The sequence below is a fragment of the Bacteroidota bacterium genome, assembly GCA_016722375.1.
In the GTDB taxonomy this organism is placed as follows: Bacteria; Bacteroidota; Bacteroidia; order Chitinophagales; family LD1; genus Bog-950.
The window spans coordinates 45,634-60,532 of the sequence record JADKJG010000007.1; the positions used below are offsets into that span (position 1 = coordinate 45,634).

The 14,899-nt window shown below is 43.5% G+C and carries 15 protein-coding genes and 2 tRNA genes; 10 read left to right on the forward strand and 7 right to left on the reverse strand.

From position 1 onward, the window contains the following. The first annotated feature begins 15 nt into the window (after positions 1 to 15). Positions 16 to 1,026, forward strand: coding sequence for a hypothetical protein (locus tag IPP77_11105; GenBank protein MBL0310194.1), 1,011 nt, complete (start codon positions 16 to 18; stop codon positions 1,024 to 1,026). A gap of 111 nt (positions 1,027 to 1,137) precedes the next feature. On the opposite strand, the gene IPP77_11110 is transcribed toward IPP77_11105, so the two are convergent. Further along, a complete protein-coding gene (locus tag IPP77_11110) occupies positions 1,138 to 2,553 on the reverse strand; it encodes a T9SS type A sorting domain-containing protein (GenBank protein ID MBL0310195.1) in 1,416 nt (471 codons plus the stop codon). A gap of 214 nt (positions 2,554 to 2,767) precedes the next feature. Between IPP77_11110 and IPP77_11115 the strand changes: the two genes are divergently transcribed. The 4 genes from IPP77_11115 (at position 2,768) to thrS (ending at position 6,143) form a co-directional block, all read left to right on the forward strand. Beyond that, positions 2,768 to 2,856: transfer RNA gene (locus IPP77_11115), tRNA-Ser, on the forward strand. Between the two features lie 16 nt (positions 2,857 to 2,872). Beyond that, positions 2,873 to 2,946: transfer RNA gene (locus IPP77_11120), tRNA-Pro, on the forward strand. 14 nt (positions 2,947 to 2,960) lie between these two features. Next, positions 2,961 to 4,097 carry a tetratricopeptide repeat protein gene (locus IPP77_11125; GenBank protein MBL0310196.1) on the forward strand — a complete coding sequence of 379 codons (1,137 nt, stop codon included), beginning with the start codon at positions 2,961 to 2,963 and terminating at the stop codon, positions 4,095 to 4,097. Positions 4,098 to 4,214: 117 nt separating this feature from the next. Then, entirely contained in the window at positions 4,215 to 6,143 is a 1,929-nt protein-coding gene (gene thrS, locus IPP77_11130) for a threonine--tRNA ligase (protein ID MBL0310197.1), read from the forward strand. Positions 6,144 to 6,284: 141 nt separating this feature from the next. Here thrS and IPP77_11135 read toward each other — a convergent pair whose 3' ends face one another. The 3 genes from IPP77_11135 to IPP77_11145 form a co-directional block, all read right to left on the reverse strand. Then, on the reverse strand, positions 6,285 to 6,629 hold the full coding sequence (locus tag IPP77_11135) for a hypothetical protein (GenBank protein MBL0310198.1): 345 nt from the start codon (positions 6,627 to 6,629) through the stop codon (positions 6,285 to 6,287). Between the two features lie 371 nt (positions 6,630 to 7,000). After that, the gene (locus IPP77_11140; GenBank protein MBL0310199.1) at positions 7,001 to 7,192 is read right to left on the reverse strand and encodes a hypothetical protein; all 192 of its coding nucleotides are present in this window, start codon (positions 7,190 to 7,192) and stop codon (positions 7,001 to 7,003) included. Between the two features lie 244 nt (positions 7,193 to 7,436). After that, positions 7,437 to 7,796, reverse strand: coding sequence for a hypothetical protein (locus IPP77_11145; protein MBL0310200.1), 360 nt, complete (start codon positions 7,794 to 7,796; stop codon positions 7,437 to 7,439). Positions 7,797 to 8,144: 348 nt separating this feature from the next. Here IPP77_11145 and IPP77_11150 point away from each other — a divergent pair, with 348 nt between their 5' ends. After that, positions 8,145 to 9,014 (forward strand): sigma-70 family RNA polymerase sigma factor, encoded by an 870-nt coding sequence (locus tag IPP77_11150; protein MBL0310201.1) that lies wholly within the window; start codon positions 8,145 to 8,147, stop codon positions 9,012 to 9,014. Positions 9,015 to 9,071: 57 nt separating this feature from the next. Here the strand turns inward: IPP77_11150 and IPP77_11155 are convergent, their stop codons facing one another. Beyond that, positions 9,072 to 9,266 carry a hypothetical protein gene (locus IPP77_11155; protein MBL0310202.1) on the reverse strand — a complete coding sequence of 65 codons (195 nt, stop codon included), beginning with the start codon at positions 9,264 to 9,266 and terminating at the stop codon, positions 9,072 to 9,074. A gap of 90 nt (positions 9,267 to 9,356) precedes the next feature. Beyond that, positions 9,357 to 11,069 (reverse strand): ABC transporter ATP-binding protein, encoded by a 1,713-nt coding sequence (locus tag IPP77_11160; protein ID MBL0310203.1) that lies wholly within the window; start codon positions 11,067 to 11,069, stop codon positions 9,357 to 9,359. A 412-nt stretch (positions 11,070 to 11,481) separates the two neighbouring features. Here IPP77_11160 and IPP77_11165 point away from each other — a divergent pair, with 412 nt between their 5' ends. The 3 genes from IPP77_11165 to IPP77_11175 are packed head-to-tail and all read left to right on the forward strand — an operon-like array spanning position 11,482 to position 13,098. Beyond that, positions 11,482 to 11,922, forward strand: a complete 441-nt coding sequence (locus tag IPP77_11165; protein ID MBL0310204.1) for a helix-turn-helix domain-containing protein — start codon at positions 11,482 to 11,484, stop codon at positions 11,920 to 11,922. A gap of 31 nt (positions 11,923 to 11,953) precedes the next feature. Further along, positions 11,954 to 12,703, forward strand: a complete 750-nt coding sequence (locus IPP77_11170; protein ID MBL0310205.1) for a hypothetical protein — start codon at positions 11,954 to 11,956, stop codon at positions 12,701 to 12,703. Between the two features lie 17 nt (positions 12,704 to 12,720). Next, entirely contained in the window at positions 12,721 to 13,098 is a 378-nt protein-coding gene (locus tag IPP77_11175) for a hypothetical protein (protein MBL0310206.1), read from the forward strand. Between the two features lie 76 nt (positions 13,099 to 13,174). Here IPP77_11175 and arfB read toward each other — a convergent pair whose 3' ends face one another. Next, positions 13,175 to 13,591, reverse strand: a complete 417-nt coding sequence (arfB, locus tag IPP77_11180; protein ID MBL0310207.1) for an aminoacyl-tRNA hydrolase — start codon at positions 13,589 to 13,591, stop codon at positions 13,175 to 13,177. A 65-nt stretch (positions 13,592 to 13,656) separates the two neighbouring features. Between arfB and IPP77_11185 the strand changes: the two genes are divergently transcribed. Beyond that, complete coding sequence (locus tag IPP77_11185; protein MBL0310208.1) at positions 13,657 to 14,862, forward strand: MFS transporter; 1,206 nt, start codon at positions 13,657 to 13,659, stop codon at positions 14,860 to 14,862. Positions 14,863 to 14,899 lie beyond the last annotated feature (37 nt).

The following is a 14,899-nucleotide window of genomic DNA, read 5'->3' on the forward strand; positions in this document are numbered from 1 at the left end:
CTTAAACCAATCCGCATGAGGTACCTTCTACTAACGTTTCTTTACTTTTTCTCTCTACATGTATTTGCCCAAATGGATTTATTAGACAGCTTAGAAACTGCTGAAAAGCCCCAACGACAATATGTTTCTTACACTTTTAAAACTACCCGAATTATCACCGGTCACTCTATTGAGACCACTAAAAAGAAAACCATTGATTTTCGGGTGTCGCACCGGTTCGGTGATATCGCTACTAAAAACCGAAATTATCATACCCTTTTTGGTTTCGATGAAGCCTCGGATATAGGAATCGTAGTGGATTATGGTGTTACAGAAAATTTAACTCTCGGCATCGGGCGAATGAAAGGAGCAGGGCCTCACCGTGAGTTATGGAATACAGGAATTAAGTACCGAGCGCTGAGACAGACTAAAGACTTTAAAATACCTTTCACTATTACGCTCTTTGGAAATGTTGTTTTGAGCAGTATGCTGCCTTCGACAGATACTACCGCCCTTAATTATTTTCCAAAAAGCTATGAGGGATTTTCACATCGGTTGAGCTATACGGTTCAAGCACTCTTAGGTATTAAAGCTACAGAATGGTTGTCTCTTCAATTATCCCCAACTTTTATCTGGAGAAACCTGGTTCCTTATAATGACCAAAATGGTTTGTTTCTGATTGGCTTATCCGGTCGAGCACGTTTCAGCAAGCGCACCGCATTTGTCTTTGAATATTTTCAACCGATTATGAAGCCAGGTGTTGGTGGAAGAGAATATTTCCCAATGTTGCGCAACATTAAAAATGCGGCTTATTATCCGCCAATACAAATCGGAGTTGAATTTGAAACCGGCGGACATGTGTTTCATGTCAACCTCTCTAACAGTGCCGGGCTGCTAGAAAGCGATTTCCTTCCTTATAACAATCGAAACTGGCTACAAGGACAGTTCCGTTTCGGATTCACTATCGCTCGCTATTTTCAGGTAGGCAGCGAGGCTAAAGGCAAAAAGTACTGGAAGAAAGGAAGCGTGGAAGACTCTTCGAAATAGCTCTTAATACTTTGCCGTTCTCTATACTTGTCTGGAAATTATTTTCTCAAAACAAGAAGAGCGCGCCATGCTGGCGCGCTCTTCTTGTTTTCACTATAATGGGATTATCAATTACTCAACCACCAATTTTTTCATTCCAGATTTCCCTGAACGATCAGTCAATCGGATGAAATACATCCCGCGCATAATCTCTCCGGTATTAAATGTAACCATCGTGCTGTTCTGGTTTTCGGCTAAGACTTTCAACATCTGCCCCTGTACATTATAAAGCGCTGCACTCCATGTCTCCATAGCTATATCACCGGTATATAGGGTGCAAACACCACGGGCAGGATTCGGCTTTAAGATAAATCCTAGACTGTTGGATTCATGAATACCAACATTACCCACCGCAACACAAGCTGAAACAGTGGTACATCCACCTTTCGTAATTAAGACCTTGTATTGACCATCTTGAGGGACAATGAAGGTACGGAAAGTTTCGCCGGCGATTGCTGAATTATCTGTACAGTTTATCCACTGGTAAATAGCCCCGGTTTGATTGGCGTTGAGCGTATCTCCCATCGCTTCTATGGTTTTGTCCAAGGCCGGAGCCACCGTTAGTTGGAGTGTAACAATGGTATCATAATTGCTCAGCGGTGCAGCACTAAATGTATCAACGTATGTGCCCTGAACAGCAACTAAATTGCCGTTAAAATTAAATGAATCTCCACTGCAAATGGTGGCTACATCATCTCGGTACTGATTTGGATCCACAATCGGGAAAATGGCTAAATCCACATTGGCACCCCATCCGCCATAATCCAAGGTGTCTTTGAATGAATTGAACAGTGTATTTCCTAAAAACCGAACCAGAGAACGCTCCGGAATCACCGGACCATTTATAGTCGAAGTAAACAAACCCAAAGTATCCAAAGGAGACAATTGTGAAATGTCAAACCCGATAACGTATCCTGAATCAGCCGTGGCCGGGTCAATGGTTAACGGAGTAGGGAATATAATGTTTTGTGCCCCACTGAAAAGCGTTTCTTGCCCCGAAATTAATTGCTTCACATCGCGTATCGGCATTTCAACTGCACTGACTACCGTGCTTGGTCCGGGAACCACTTCGGCATTATAATTGATAAAATTCCCATCCAGCTTGAATAGCTTAAATACCACTTTGGAGTTAGTATCATTAGAAACATACTTTACGGAACCAAAGGTAAATTTGGCACCCAACACCTTTATCTTGTTTTTACTCATAAAAATTTGCGCATCCTCAACAGTGATACTTCCTTGATCTGGGGGAAATACGGAAGCCAAATTATCGGTACCTGCCACATAACCTATCCCCTGCGTGGGATTTAGTGGATTAGGCAGCAGGTACAATTGAGGCGGGCCATTCACATTCCACAATAAGGTATCAGCAACGGCTCTCGAAGCAATCTGGCTTAAAACGTGTACGTCCGCAGGGCGGACTTGATATTTTTGGGCGGAAACACCCAACATCAATATCATTGCGAAAAGGGTCAAAACTTTTTTCATTTAAATAAATTTTAGCGCACAAGATACAATTTAATAAAAAAGAAGGTCATTTCCATTTACCCATCGCCTCTTGTAGTAGGTGTTTCTGCCACCTTCCTGTTGCCATTATTTTCATACTTTCTTCACAAGTATTGCTACTTCGGTTTGAGAGTTTGCGGGAATTGATATTTTTGGCGTCCTTTTGAAAGAAAGGGTTCTGTTCTGAGTACGACATGGTGAGGTGGATGAGTGGCTGAAATCAACAGTTTGCTAAACTGTCGTACTGGTTAAACGGTACCGAGGGTTCGAATCCCTCCCTCACCGCTCAACAGAGAAAGTTCGGGGTGTAGCGCAGCCCGGTAGCGCACCTGCTTTGGGAGCAGGGGGTCCCAGGTTCGAATCCTGGTACCCCGACAAAATTAAAAGCGATGTCTCCGGACATCGCTTTTTTTATTTTTCAATCATCCTTTCTTTGCAGCATGTTGAACAAACTCTATTTTGCGGCAGGCATTTTCTCACTCTTTGTCGTGCTATCCGTTTTTTCTTCCTGTAAACAATGCAATCAAACTCAGCAGCCCGTAGAAATTAAAAAAGATTTAAGCTCTAACCCTCCATTGGAAATGCTCAACCAACAAATCCAATTAGATTCTTTAAATCCTTTGCTCTACTTCAAGCGGGCAAAGTTGCATGAAGCCAATAATGATTTGAAAAGCTCAGCTACCGATATGTATCTGGCTTTAATGCTTGATTCGCTCCGTCCCGAATATTATTTATACGCCTCGGATATCTTCAAAAAGATGGGCGAACCTCAAAAGGGAATAGCGCTGATGGAAAAAGCAATCGCAACCGATTCATTCAATATCCACTTTTATGTAAAGGCGGCAGAACTGGCATATATTGATACCACCATGCAAGGAAATTATCAAACAGCTATGTCCTATCTAAATACAGCCATTGACAAAGACCCGCAGAATGCCGACATCTACTTTTATAAAGGAAATGTTTACAAGGAAGCAGGCGATACCCTCAAAGCGCTTTCGTCTTTCCAAACCGCCACTGAGTTGAACCCCAAGCACTACGATGCCTTTGTTCAAATTGGTCTATTACTTGAAAAAAGAAAAGATAAAAATGCCTCCAAGTATTTAGACAATGCTATCAGGGTAGGTGAAAAGCCCGAAGATGCTCTGTATGCCAAAGCGAATATGTACAAAGAGGATGCTGTGGATTTACAAGAGGAGGGCAAAGATGCCAAAGCTATCGAAAAGTATATGATCGCTATTGAAAATTTCAAAAAAGTGATTGAAGTAAATCACCGAAATGTAGAGGCTTATATGGGAGCAGCCTTCAGTTATTACCAAATGGATTCATTGGATGAAGCCCACCGATATTATGGATTGGCATATAAGTTAGATCCTACTTATGCCGGCGCCTACTTCAGTCAGGGATTGGTGTCAGAGGAGATGGGAAGAAAGCAGGAAGCGATTTCACTCTATCAAAACTGCCTAAACATTGACCCGAATTTCAAACGGGCATCAGAACATTTAAAGAAATTACAAGTTCCATAGTTTTGAATTAGGACACCGGGGGACGGTATATTTAAAACTCGAAATACTTACCCCCTCTAATCACCACTACTAACTTCTCTTCATTCTTATATTCGCGTTTCTGAATAATCAAGCAATATGATAAACATTACTCTACCCGATGGCTCCGTTCGGCAATATGAAGCAGGCGTTTCTGCTTATGATGTAGCGATGAGCATTAGCCCCGGTTTGGCAAAGGCGGTATTAAGTGCAGAAGTGAATGGTGAGGTCTGGGATTTAACCCGCCCCATTCAAAAAGACTCTTCCGTCAAATTATTGAAATGGGAAGACGAATGGGGGAAGAAAACTTTCTGGCATTCGTCGGCACACTTGATGGCAGAAGCAATTGAAACTCTTCACCCCGGTGTGAAGTTCTGGGTAGGACCACCCTTAGACCACGGGTACTATTATGACCTTGACCTCGGCGGACAAACTCTCTCGGAGGAAGATTTAGCCAAGGTGGAAAAATTGATGGCCGAGTTGGCTAAGAAAGATAACAAGTTCGTAAGAAGTGAAATGCCCAAAGCAGAAGCTGTAAAGTATTTCACCGGAAAGGGCGATGAGTATAAACTAGATTTGCTCAGCAATTTGAATGACGGTGAAATCACTTTCTATCAGCAGGGCAACTTCACTGATTTATGTCGCGGCCCACACATTCCCAGCACCGGCTATATCAAAGCGATTAAGCTGCTAAGCATTGCCGGTGCATATTGGAAAGGCGATTCAAACAACAAGCAATTGACGCGTGTTTACGGCATTACTTTCCCAAAGCAAAACCAACTGGATGAATACCTCACCATGTTGGAAGAAGCGAAGAAGCGCGACCATCGAATCTTAGGCAAAGAGTTAGAGATTTTCACTTTTGATGATGAGGTAGGCCCCGGTCTTCCTTTGTGGTTGCCAAAGGGTGGTGCGTTGATTGAGAAACTCGAAGCCCTCGCCAAAAAGAATGAAACCGAGCAAGGCTATGAGCGTGTCAAGAGCCCGCATATTGCGAAAGAGTCTTTATATTTAAAAAGCGGACACCTCCCCTATTATGCCGACTCCATGTTTCCCCCGATGGAATTAGACGGAGTAAAATATTACCTGAAGGCGATGAACTGTCCGCATCATCACAAAATATTTGGAGCCACGCCAAAATCTTACCGCGACATGCCCTTGCGATTTGCGGAGTATGGGACTTGCTATCGGTATGAACAAAGCGGCGAGCTGTTCGGCCTGATGCGCGTGCGATCGCTACAGATGAATGATGCGCATATCTATTGCACCCGCGAACAATTTGAAGAAGAATTCATGAAGGTGAATGATCTATATGTGAAGTATTTTAAAATCTTCGGTATTGATAAATATCAGATGCGCTTCTCTACACATTCTGCTGCCAAGTTGGGACAAAAATACATTGACAACGCACCGATGTGGATAGAAACCGAAGATATGGTACGCAAAGTATTGGTGAAATCCGGATTGCCGTTTGTGGAAGTGGCAGATGAAGCTGCTTTCTACGGACCGAAGATTGACATTCAAATCTGGAGCACCATCGGAAAGGAATTTACACTCGCGACAAATCAAGTGGACTTTGCGCAAGCAGAACGTTTTGATTTGTGGTTCACCAATGAAAAAAACGAAAAGGAAAGACCTTTGATTATTCACCGCGCACCGCTTTCTACGCACGAACGCTTTATTGGTTTCTTGTTCGAACACTATGCCGGAAAGTTCCCCGTTTGGCTCGCGCCGGAGCAAGTGGCTATACTTCCTATCTCTGATAAATTCCTTGACTACGGAAAAATGATTTTAGCAGAATTGAAAAAGAAAGGCCTCGCTGCTACCATGGACTCGCGTCCCGAAAAAATCGGAAGAAAGATTCGCGACACAGAAATCCGAAAAGTGCCTTACATGCTGGTGGTCGGCGAAAAGGAAATGAACGACAACACCGTTTCCATCCGCCGCCAAGGTCAGGGCGACCAAGGCTCCAAACCGCTAGCCGACTTCATCGCACAGGTAATGCAGGAGGTGGAAGAGTATAAGTAGCTAGGCACAGTTCTCGAAGTCTTACAAGGCTTTTGTAAAGCATCCTCAAGAGCATGAAAACCTAATAGCAGATTGCTACGGTCAAAAAAAATCCCTTCTAACTTAATAGAGGGGATTTTTCAAAAAGAAGCACTTGAAGATTTATTTCTTCATATAAACCTTGTTACCTCCTTTATCAAGGTAATAATTGCCCCCTTTGGGTCCGGCATAAACTGTTTGACCATCAGGGCCTTTCATGCTATGGTTCACCTTGTCGCCCGTTATGGTTCTGGCGTCGGCAGGTTTTTTTTCAGCCTTTGGTTTTGCTTCAGCTGCCCTTTTCGGTTCAGCTTTACTGTCCGCAGTCTTTGCCTGTGTTTTTGTTTCAGAGGTCTTGGTTACCTCTTTTTTGGTGGTCTTGGTTTCCGCTTTTGTTCCTTGAGCCTGTGCACCAAAAGCAATAAGTACAGCTACCAGCAGTAGCGAGAAATTTCTAATCGTTTTCATTTTGTTTTGTTTTTTTATTATTCCAAAATCGAAATAATCATTCAAAAGTAAATCGTGTCTTTTATTAAATATCATCTTTAACTTTCGTTAACTCATAAAGGCATTTGAAAAGCTACAAAATCTCCTTCCCGTTTTTAAAGAAGACCCGGCTTTCGAAGTCTCAAATTCTCTCCTGACTTAACCGCCAAACAAAGATTTTTCACTTTTCGGAAAATTATTTTGAGAGTTTTTTACCCATTGCCTATTTGCACAAGCCTATAACAAAGTTTTAGGAGCTGCCTCTCGGTTTTGAAAGATCCATAACAAATAACAAAAAAAGAGGCTGCCTCCAAGCGAGACAACCTCCTAAACTTTAATTTGTGGTTGGTTGATTACTTTTGGGTGCAGACGCCCGACTTGATAACGCCGTCTTTCCAAGTGACCCAACTTACACCGCCAACAGCATTATAATTGCTTTTGCATATTTCCGTGCCTGAACAATCAACGCAATCTGCGCTACTACAAGATGACATTCCTGCTGTCAAAAAACAAAAGGCAATAGCTGTAAAGAGAAACTTTTTCATGGAGGATAGGTTTGGTTGATTAATGCTACAAATATATTCAGGTAAATTATATTTCACTCTTTCAGGACGGGTATTTTTTATCCAAACAAAGTACACAAGGGTTTTACCTGTTAGTGATCCAAAACAAGGAAATCTCCTGCTCTTTTTGACCAATATTGATAAAAACGTTGGCCTTCTGCCATAAAAAAAACCCGTTGACCAGAATAGACCAACAGGTTTTCACCAAACCATTTCTAGAATGATATTAAGACTTCTTTCGCGCAGGTGCTTTTGCCTTTTTAGGTTTTGGCGCAGCGGTTGTCTTTGTCTTTAGCTGTTTTTCCATCTGCATGACCTTTTTTTGCAACTTGCCTACCTCAGCAGAAGTCATTTTTACAAAATCGTGAACCGCCTTATTGTATTTTGCTTCAATTCCGGGCCGATTTTCCTCCACCTTCTTTACGGCACTGGCCACAAGCCTTCTGCCTTCTGCCTCACTCATTTTACCATTTTTTATCATTTCGTTCACCGATTTCTGCATCGCATCTGCAGCATGGGAAGCTAATCCTACACCTGAGTAAAAATATTTTTTCAGTGTTTCTTTGATGTCATTATTGTTTGCCATGATTTTTTAGTTTTTATTGGTTTAAAAATACAAATTTATTGCACAACAAAAAAGCCGAAGCATTTTATCCAAAAATGATCTTTCTGATGCCCTCATACCAAGATTTCTACCCGATGCACCGGAAGAAAGTACAATATAAGGCGAGGCCGTACGTCTGGTTTATGTGCTAAAAGCGGGCAGAAATGGCTGATTATGTAAAAAACAAAAATAAATATGCGGTCTGCTCTTGATTTTAGTGGCACATTGGACGTATATTGCAGTGGGTTTGGGAAAAATTCTATTTTCGCGCACTCTTTTTGGGGTGCCCGTTTATCATATCGGATTGAAAAAGTTATAATCAAATAATACATGAGACAGTTAAAAATATCTAAATCAATCACCAACCGGGAGAGTCAATCTATTGAGAAGTATCTTCAGGAAATCGGGAAAGAAGACCTATTGACACCTGAAGAGGAAGTGGATCTGGCCAGAAGAATTCGTGCCGGAGACCAGACCGCTCTGGAGAAGTTGACCCGCGCCAACCTGCGTTTCGTAGTTTCGGTTGCCAAGCAGTATCAGAACAACTCTCTGTCACTCAATGACTTGATTAATGAAGGGAACTTGGGTTTGGTGAAAGCAGCTCAGAAGTTTGATGAAACGCGCGGGTTTAAATTCATTTCTTATGCCGTTTGGTGGATTCGCCAATCTATTCTACAGGCATTGGCAGAACATTCTCGTATGGTGCGCCTTCCTTTAAATAAGGTGGGATCTCTAACTAAAATCAATAAGATATTCTCTGAATTAGAGCAAAAGTTTCAACGGGAACCAACACCCGAAGAGGTAGCTATTGTCCTCGATATCACGGTGGAAGAAGTTGAAGCGACTCTGGGCATTTCTGCCCGCCACGTTTCAATGGATGCCCCTTTCACCGATGGAGAGTCGAATGCGTTGATTGATGTATTGGAAAACTTCAATGCAGAGAAGACGGACTTGCACATGGATTATAAGGATTCTTTACGAATAGAAACCGAACGCACCCTTGCTTCACTCACAGATCGTGAAAAGGAAGTGATTAAACTGTTCTTTGGAATCGGGGTAGAACACCCGATGACTTTGGAAGATATCGGCGAGCAGTTGGGCATCACTCGGGAGCGAATCCGTCAGATTAAAGATAAGGCAATCACCAAACTTCGTTCTCAATCGCGCAGCAAATCGCTGAAGGCTTATCTGGGACAATAAAAAATTAGGTTAATTATTGACGATACCCTGCCAAATGGCGGGGTATTTTTTTAGGATTTATTGCTCGTCCCAAATACCGCCGGCCTCCTCGCATATCTTTTTCGATTCTCGATAGGTACGGCTATCGTCCTTTTTGCACATTTTATTGCTTTCCATTCCTGCAATCTTGCAAACAGCACATTTGCTACACGATGAAAGGAACGTATTGATACTGATAAAGATGAGGATCGCGATAAGAATTCGTTTCATCATGGTTTAATTGCTGCGCAAGAATAATCAGACGGCTGGAAACATCTGCATGTTCAATTCATGAATTCTTGTGGATTATGGGGAAACTGTCTGCTAACTGGGTTCTACCTTTTCAGTTTGGGCAGCAAATTGCATGTCGTACAGCCTACGGTAATATCCGTTTTGGGTGAGTAATTCATCATGGGTGCCAAACTCTTTTAGTTCCCCCTTATCCATTACCGCAATTTTATGTGCCTTGCGGATAGTAGATAGACGATGGGCAATCACGATAGATGTTCGTCCTTTCACTAGGGTTTCGATAGCATGTTGAATCAGTTCTTCGCTTTCTGAATCAATTGAAGAGGTGGCCTCGTCCAGAATTAGGATGCGCGGATTGAAAACCAGCGCACGTACAAATGAAATCAATTGCCTTTGTCCCATCGAGAGGGTGGCTCCGCGCTCTCTCACCATATAATCATAGCCGCCCGGAAGCCGGGAAACAAAACCATGCGCCCCGACCAATTTAGCCGCATGTTCCACCGTTTCTTTGCTGATGTTCTCGTGCCGCAGGGTAATATTATCATACACCGTGCCCGCAAAGAGAAACACATCCTGCAAGACCACACTCATCTGCGAACGTAGGGCGGATAGCTTATACTCCGTAATGTCCACATCGTCTATTTTAATTTGCCCTCGGTTGATGTCATAAAATCGTCCCAAGATGCTGATGGTGGAGGTCTTGCCAGAGCCGGTAGCGCCGACAATCGCCAAGGTCTCTCCCGCCTTTACTTCAAATGAAATATTCTTGAGTACATAATCCTCGGCGCTGTATGCAAACCATACCTTTTCAAAGGATATTTTGCCGCTGATAGAAGTCGGATCAAAGATTCCATTATCGGGAATAGTTTCCTCCTGATCCATCAACCTGAAAACCCGATCAGAGGCTACGATGCCTCGTTGAATCACGTTTACCTTATCTGCAATAAAGCGCAGTGGACGGAACAACATATTGATGAGTAAAAGAAATCCGGAAATAATTCCCACCCCCTTTATATCCAATGGATTTTCATGGAATATTCCACCGCTCAACACTTCATTAGATGCCATCCATACCATGCAGCCAATAGCTATTGCCAAGCAGATTTCTACCGCCGGGAAAAATAGCGAGTAGTACCAAATGCCCCGGATAGTGGCATCTCTTAAAGACTGATTAATAGCTTCAAACTTTGCCTTTTCCTTTTCCTCTACTCCGAAAATCTGGATAATCCGCATACCGGTGATACGCTCTTGTAAAAATGCATTCAGCCGAGCTATTTCTATGCGCTCCTCGTGAAAAGATCGCTTCACCCCTTCCTGAAACCAGCGCGCGAACCACAGCAACAGAGGCAACACCGCCATACTTGCCAGCGCCACTTTCCAGTTCACAAAAAGCATCGCAACTACCACCGTCACAATCGTTAATATATCGGCCACAATACTAATTAGCCCCTCGCTGAATGTATCGTTCACCGCCTCGATGTCGGTGATCGTGCGCGTAGTCGAGGTACCGATGGGCGTATTGTCAAAATACTTCAGTCGCGAATGAATGATATGTTCATACACCCGCAGGCGCATATCCTTCACAATACTCTGCCCCAACCAAGCCGTGATGTAATTGAAAAAATAACGAAGGATAGATTCCGTGATTAACAATACCACCATCCATATCGTTGCGAGTTTCAGCATTTCAAAATCAAAATGCTCGCTGGTGATAAAATGATCCGTCGCATAAATGATAATCAACGGCCGTCCGATGGCAATCAGCGCAAGCAACACCGACATAACCATCGCAGTGTAAAACACCAGCCGATAGGGGTCCGCCAAGCGAATAATCCTGTATAGCAGGCTGAAATCAATAAGGGGTTGGGATTTATTTTCTGTCACGGGCGGCGAAGGTAATGGACAATTGGAAATTATCAATGAACAATTTACAATTACCAATGAATAATTTTCAATGAACAATGAACTATTTACTTGGAGATTAAATTGCTCTTTAATTTAAGTCAAAACAATCTTCCATTGATTTATGATTGTTCCTTTAGACAATCTATTAGATTAGTTAAGCTGGTTCGAGTACTTGCCCGGACCTTGCGCCAAAGGGTAAATCTCTCCCCTATTTCATAATTCAAAAATCTTTTCTGAAATTTGAATTGGCTCATTTAATTGGGCTAACCACAGACAAAACAAAAGATGACACGGTATGAAGCCCCGACCGCCCGATTTTATTGAGCGTCTTGAAGTGTTTGCTATCGAGCGCCTCTCCGAACCGGAACATTACAACAGTTCCGCCGTCGCAGGTTTGTTTTCCGCTGACCCGAGAACCGTCCGCAAGTGGATGAAAGAACTGGTGGCGATGTGTCCGAATGATTATCTGCGCCGGTTTCGCATGGAGGTAGCGGCGGTGCTGTTGCGCGGGGCACTCGATGTAGCACTGCGCGATGTGTGCCACGCAGTAGGCTTGCAAGAAACCGATAAGTTTTGTCACCGGTTCAAATCCTATTTCGGAATGATGCCTCTGGCCTATCGGAATCTCTATCGCGAAGAAAATTTCTCGAGGGTTTATGTCCTTCGCGGCGGTTTATGCTTCACTTTATCTCGTAATAATTTTAAAATTCGTGTATTGCGTGGCGGCGGCAACTGACTGTATTTTTGATTTCTAAATTCTAAAAACTATGGCAAGCAATACAGAAACCGGACATGCACTCAACATCTCTAACTTCAAACTTATTTATGACAAATGCCTGGGCCTGGGCGGCACTTACAATCCCAGCAATCCCATCATCAGCCTCCCCAGCCTCTTTGCACAATGGGGCGCAGCGGATGGGCAACAAAACAATCTGAACGGAGCTTTATCTAATGCCAAACCCCTCATCAATGCCCGTCGCTTAGCGTTTGAGCCGCTCGACATACTCATCACCCGCACGTTGAATGCTCTCAAGGCTTCGAACGTGGACAAAGAAATTATTGCGGATGCCAAAGGATTGGCAGATAAAATCAGGGGACACAAAGTAGAGCATCCTCAACCCGAAAACCCGGAAAATCCCGAAAATCCAAACCCGGAATGGGTGAGCAACAGCCACTTGAGCTTCGTGCAGCGCGTCAATAATTTCCGTCAGTATATTGATTTGCTGCTCGCAACACCAAACTATATTCCCAACGAAAGCGACCTGATGACCAGCAGCCTCAACACACTTTACACCACGCTCAAAACCATGAACGATGATTTTGGTACGAATGTGGTGGTGCCGGTTGAAACAGTGCGCAACAGCCGTAACCATTTACTCTATGACCATGAAACCGGTGTGGTGGATGTTTCTTTGAAAGTTAAAGATTATATCAAAAGTATTTTTGGCGCTACGGCCAACGAGACACATCAGTTTACGAGTATTAAATTGACCAGAATCGGCAAAAACAATCAATAAGCAGGACATCATCTGATTTGAAAAATACGGCAGCCTTTCTGTATCAACAGAAGGGCTGTTTCTTTTTAGCGAATGGAGAAACGACTAAACCTTTCAGCAGTTTGGAAGGCGCAGTTGGCAGTTTGAAAGACCCAGCAGGCAATTTGAAAGCACAGGTAAGCAATTTGAGAGGTGCGGTAGGGAGTTTGATAGAATGTGTAAGCTATTTGATAAGTGTTGTTGTGAGTTTGATAGAACATGCAGGCTCTTTGATAAAACATGTAGCCTATTTAATAGATCATGTAGGCAGTTTGAACGGTGCAACCGCCAAAATGACAGGTTATGTTGCCTGTTTGAAAGAAAAACAGGGGGGGGCAGAAAAAAAGGGGACATTTTGGCAAGGAATGGGGGTATAGGGATATTGACGAACCAGCTCCGTCTTTTCCTCTGGAATGTGGCTCGTATTTGGTTTGATGATGAGTGGCTCAAACCTTACATCAAATCCTTCGACTTCATCCTCCTCCCCTGCTTTTTTTCGGAATGAAGTTTCTTGTTTTTGCGAATCCTTGCTTTCACCGCTTTGGGAACTTTGGTGGCGATGCGCTTCTTTTCTTTTTTGAGCGCTTTTTCAAGCAGCGTATAAAATTTGAGGATGGCTCTTTCTTTGTTGGTGGATTGGGAGCGGGTTTCGCTGTTGGTGAGGCGCAATTCGCCTTCGTCGTTGATATAGGTTTTCAGCTTTATGAAAACCTTTTCTTTTTCGGCATCGCTGAGCAAGGTGGTGGCTTGCACATCAAAAATCAACTCCACCTTGGTTTCGGTTTTGTTCACATGCTGTCCGCCCGCGCCGCCGCTGCGGCTGGTGCGAAAGCTAAATTCGGGAAGAAAGTTCCGGTTCTTCAAAAGCATGGTGCAAAAATAACAGATGCCAAATTTAATCTCGAACTTAAAACTTTATCCTTTAATCTCGTGCTGTGAAATATCTCACCCGCACCATTTGGGTTCTGTCGCTCGTCAGTTTGTTTAACGACGTTTCGAGCGAAATGCTGTATCCGGTGATGCCTTTGTTTTTGGCCAGCATTGGTTTCTCGTCGGTCATGATTGGTTTCTTAGAAGGTTTGGCCGAAGCCACCGCCGGATTGAGCAAAGGTTATTTCGGGCGTTGGAGCGATGCCAGCGGAAAACGATTGCCTTTTGTGCAGATTGGATATTTGATGAGTTCGGTATCTAAACCTATGATGGTGTTGTTTACAAATCCGCTATGGATTTTCAGCACCCGCACCACCGACCGCTTGGGCAAGGGCGTGCGCACCGCCGCCCGCGATGCTTTGTTGTCGGACGAAAGCAGCGCGGCAAACAAAGGCAAGGTGTTTGGTTTTCATCGCGCGTTGGATACCACCGGTGCAGCTATCGGCCCGGCTTTTGCCTTGGTGTTTCTGATTTATTTTCCCGGCCAATACAAATGGTTGTTTTTGCTGGCTTTTATTCCTGCGCTGCTCAGCGTGTCGCTCACTTTTTTTATCAAAGAAAAAAAGCGGGCGCCGAAACAGGTTTCTTCGTTTCGCTTATCGCAGGTGTATGATTATCTAAAAGAATCCTCCACCGATTACCGAAAGATGCTGACGGTATTGTTGCTGTTTGCACTCTTCAATAGCTCCGACTTGTTTCTGTTGATGAAACTAAAAGCCGGTGGACTGAGTGATAGCTACGTCATCACTTTTTACATTCTCTACAATCTGGTTTTCGCGCTTGCCGCTTTTCCGGTGGGTTATATTGCTGACCGGATAGGCTTGAAAAAAATGCTGGTAGTTGGTCTATTGATTTTTGTTCTGGTCTATGCGGGTTTCGGTTTCAACGAAACATTTATCGGATATATGGTCCTGATGTCTTTGTACGGAATCTATGCCGCTTGTACGGATGGCATATCAAAAGCGCTCATCAGCAATATGGTTCCCAAAAAAGAAACCGGTTCGGCCATAGGCACTTACTCTGGTTTAAGTTCGGTGATGATTTTGCTCGCCAGTTCCTTAGCCGGTTTAATCTGGCATTATGTCTCGCCACAGTTTATGTTTCTATTCAGTGCATCGGGAGTTTTATTGGTGGTGGCGCTCTTGATGTGGTTGAAGATTGAAATGAAGAACCACGCCGAGCCACCTCTGGAAACAGCAGGGAATAGATAAACTGCTTCCTGATTTAACCGCTATTTGTATTTTCATT

Coding starts and splice junctions, on each gene's coding strand:
- IPP77_11105 (MBL0310194.1), top strand. CDS start 16: ATGAGGTACCTTCTACTAACGTTTCTTTACTTTTTCTCTCTACATGTA.
- IPP77_11110 (MBL0310195.1), bottom strand. CDS start 2,553: ATGAAAAAAGTTTTGACCCTTTTCGCAATGATATTGATGTTGGGTGTT.
- IPP77_11125 (MBL0310196.1), top strand. CDS start 2,961: ATGTCTCCGGACATCGCTTTTTTTATTTTTCAATCATCCTTTCTTTGC.
- thrS (MBL0310197.1), top strand. CDS start 4,215: ATGATAAACATTACTCTACCCGATGGCTCCGTTCGGCAATATGAAGCA.
- IPP77_11135 (MBL0310198.1), bottom strand. CDS start 6,629: ATGAAAACGATTAGAAATTTCTCGCTACTGCTGGTAGCTGTACTTATT.
- IPP77_11140 (MBL0310199.1), bottom strand. CDS start 7,192: ATGAAAAAGTTTCTCTTTACAGCTATTGCCTTTTGTTTTTTGACAGCA.
- IPP77_11145 (MBL0310200.1), bottom strand. CDS start 7,796: ATGGCAAACAATAATGACATCAAAGAAACACTGAAAAAATATTTTTAC.
- IPP77_11150 (MBL0310201.1), top strand. CDS start 8,145: ATGAGACAGTTAAAAATATCTAAATCAATCACCAACCGGGAGAGTCAA.
- IPP77_11155 (MBL0310202.1), bottom strand. CDS start 9,266: ATGATGAAACGAATTCTTATCGCGATCCTCATCTTTATCAGTATCAAT.
- IPP77_11160 (MBL0310203.1), bottom strand. CDS start 11,069: ATGGTTATGTCGGTGTTGCTTGCGCTGATTGCCATCGGACGGCCGTTG.
- IPP77_11165 (MBL0310204.1), top strand. CDS start 11,482: ATGAAGCCCCGACCGCCCGATTTTATTGAGCGTCTTGAAGTGTTTGCT.
- IPP77_11170 (MBL0310205.1), top strand. CDS start 11,954: ATGGCAAGCAATACAGAAACCGGACATGCACTCAACATCTCTAACTTC.
- arfB (MBL0310207.1), bottom strand. CDS start 13,591: ATGCTTTTGAAGAACCGGAACTTTCTTCCCGAATTTAGCTTTCGCACC.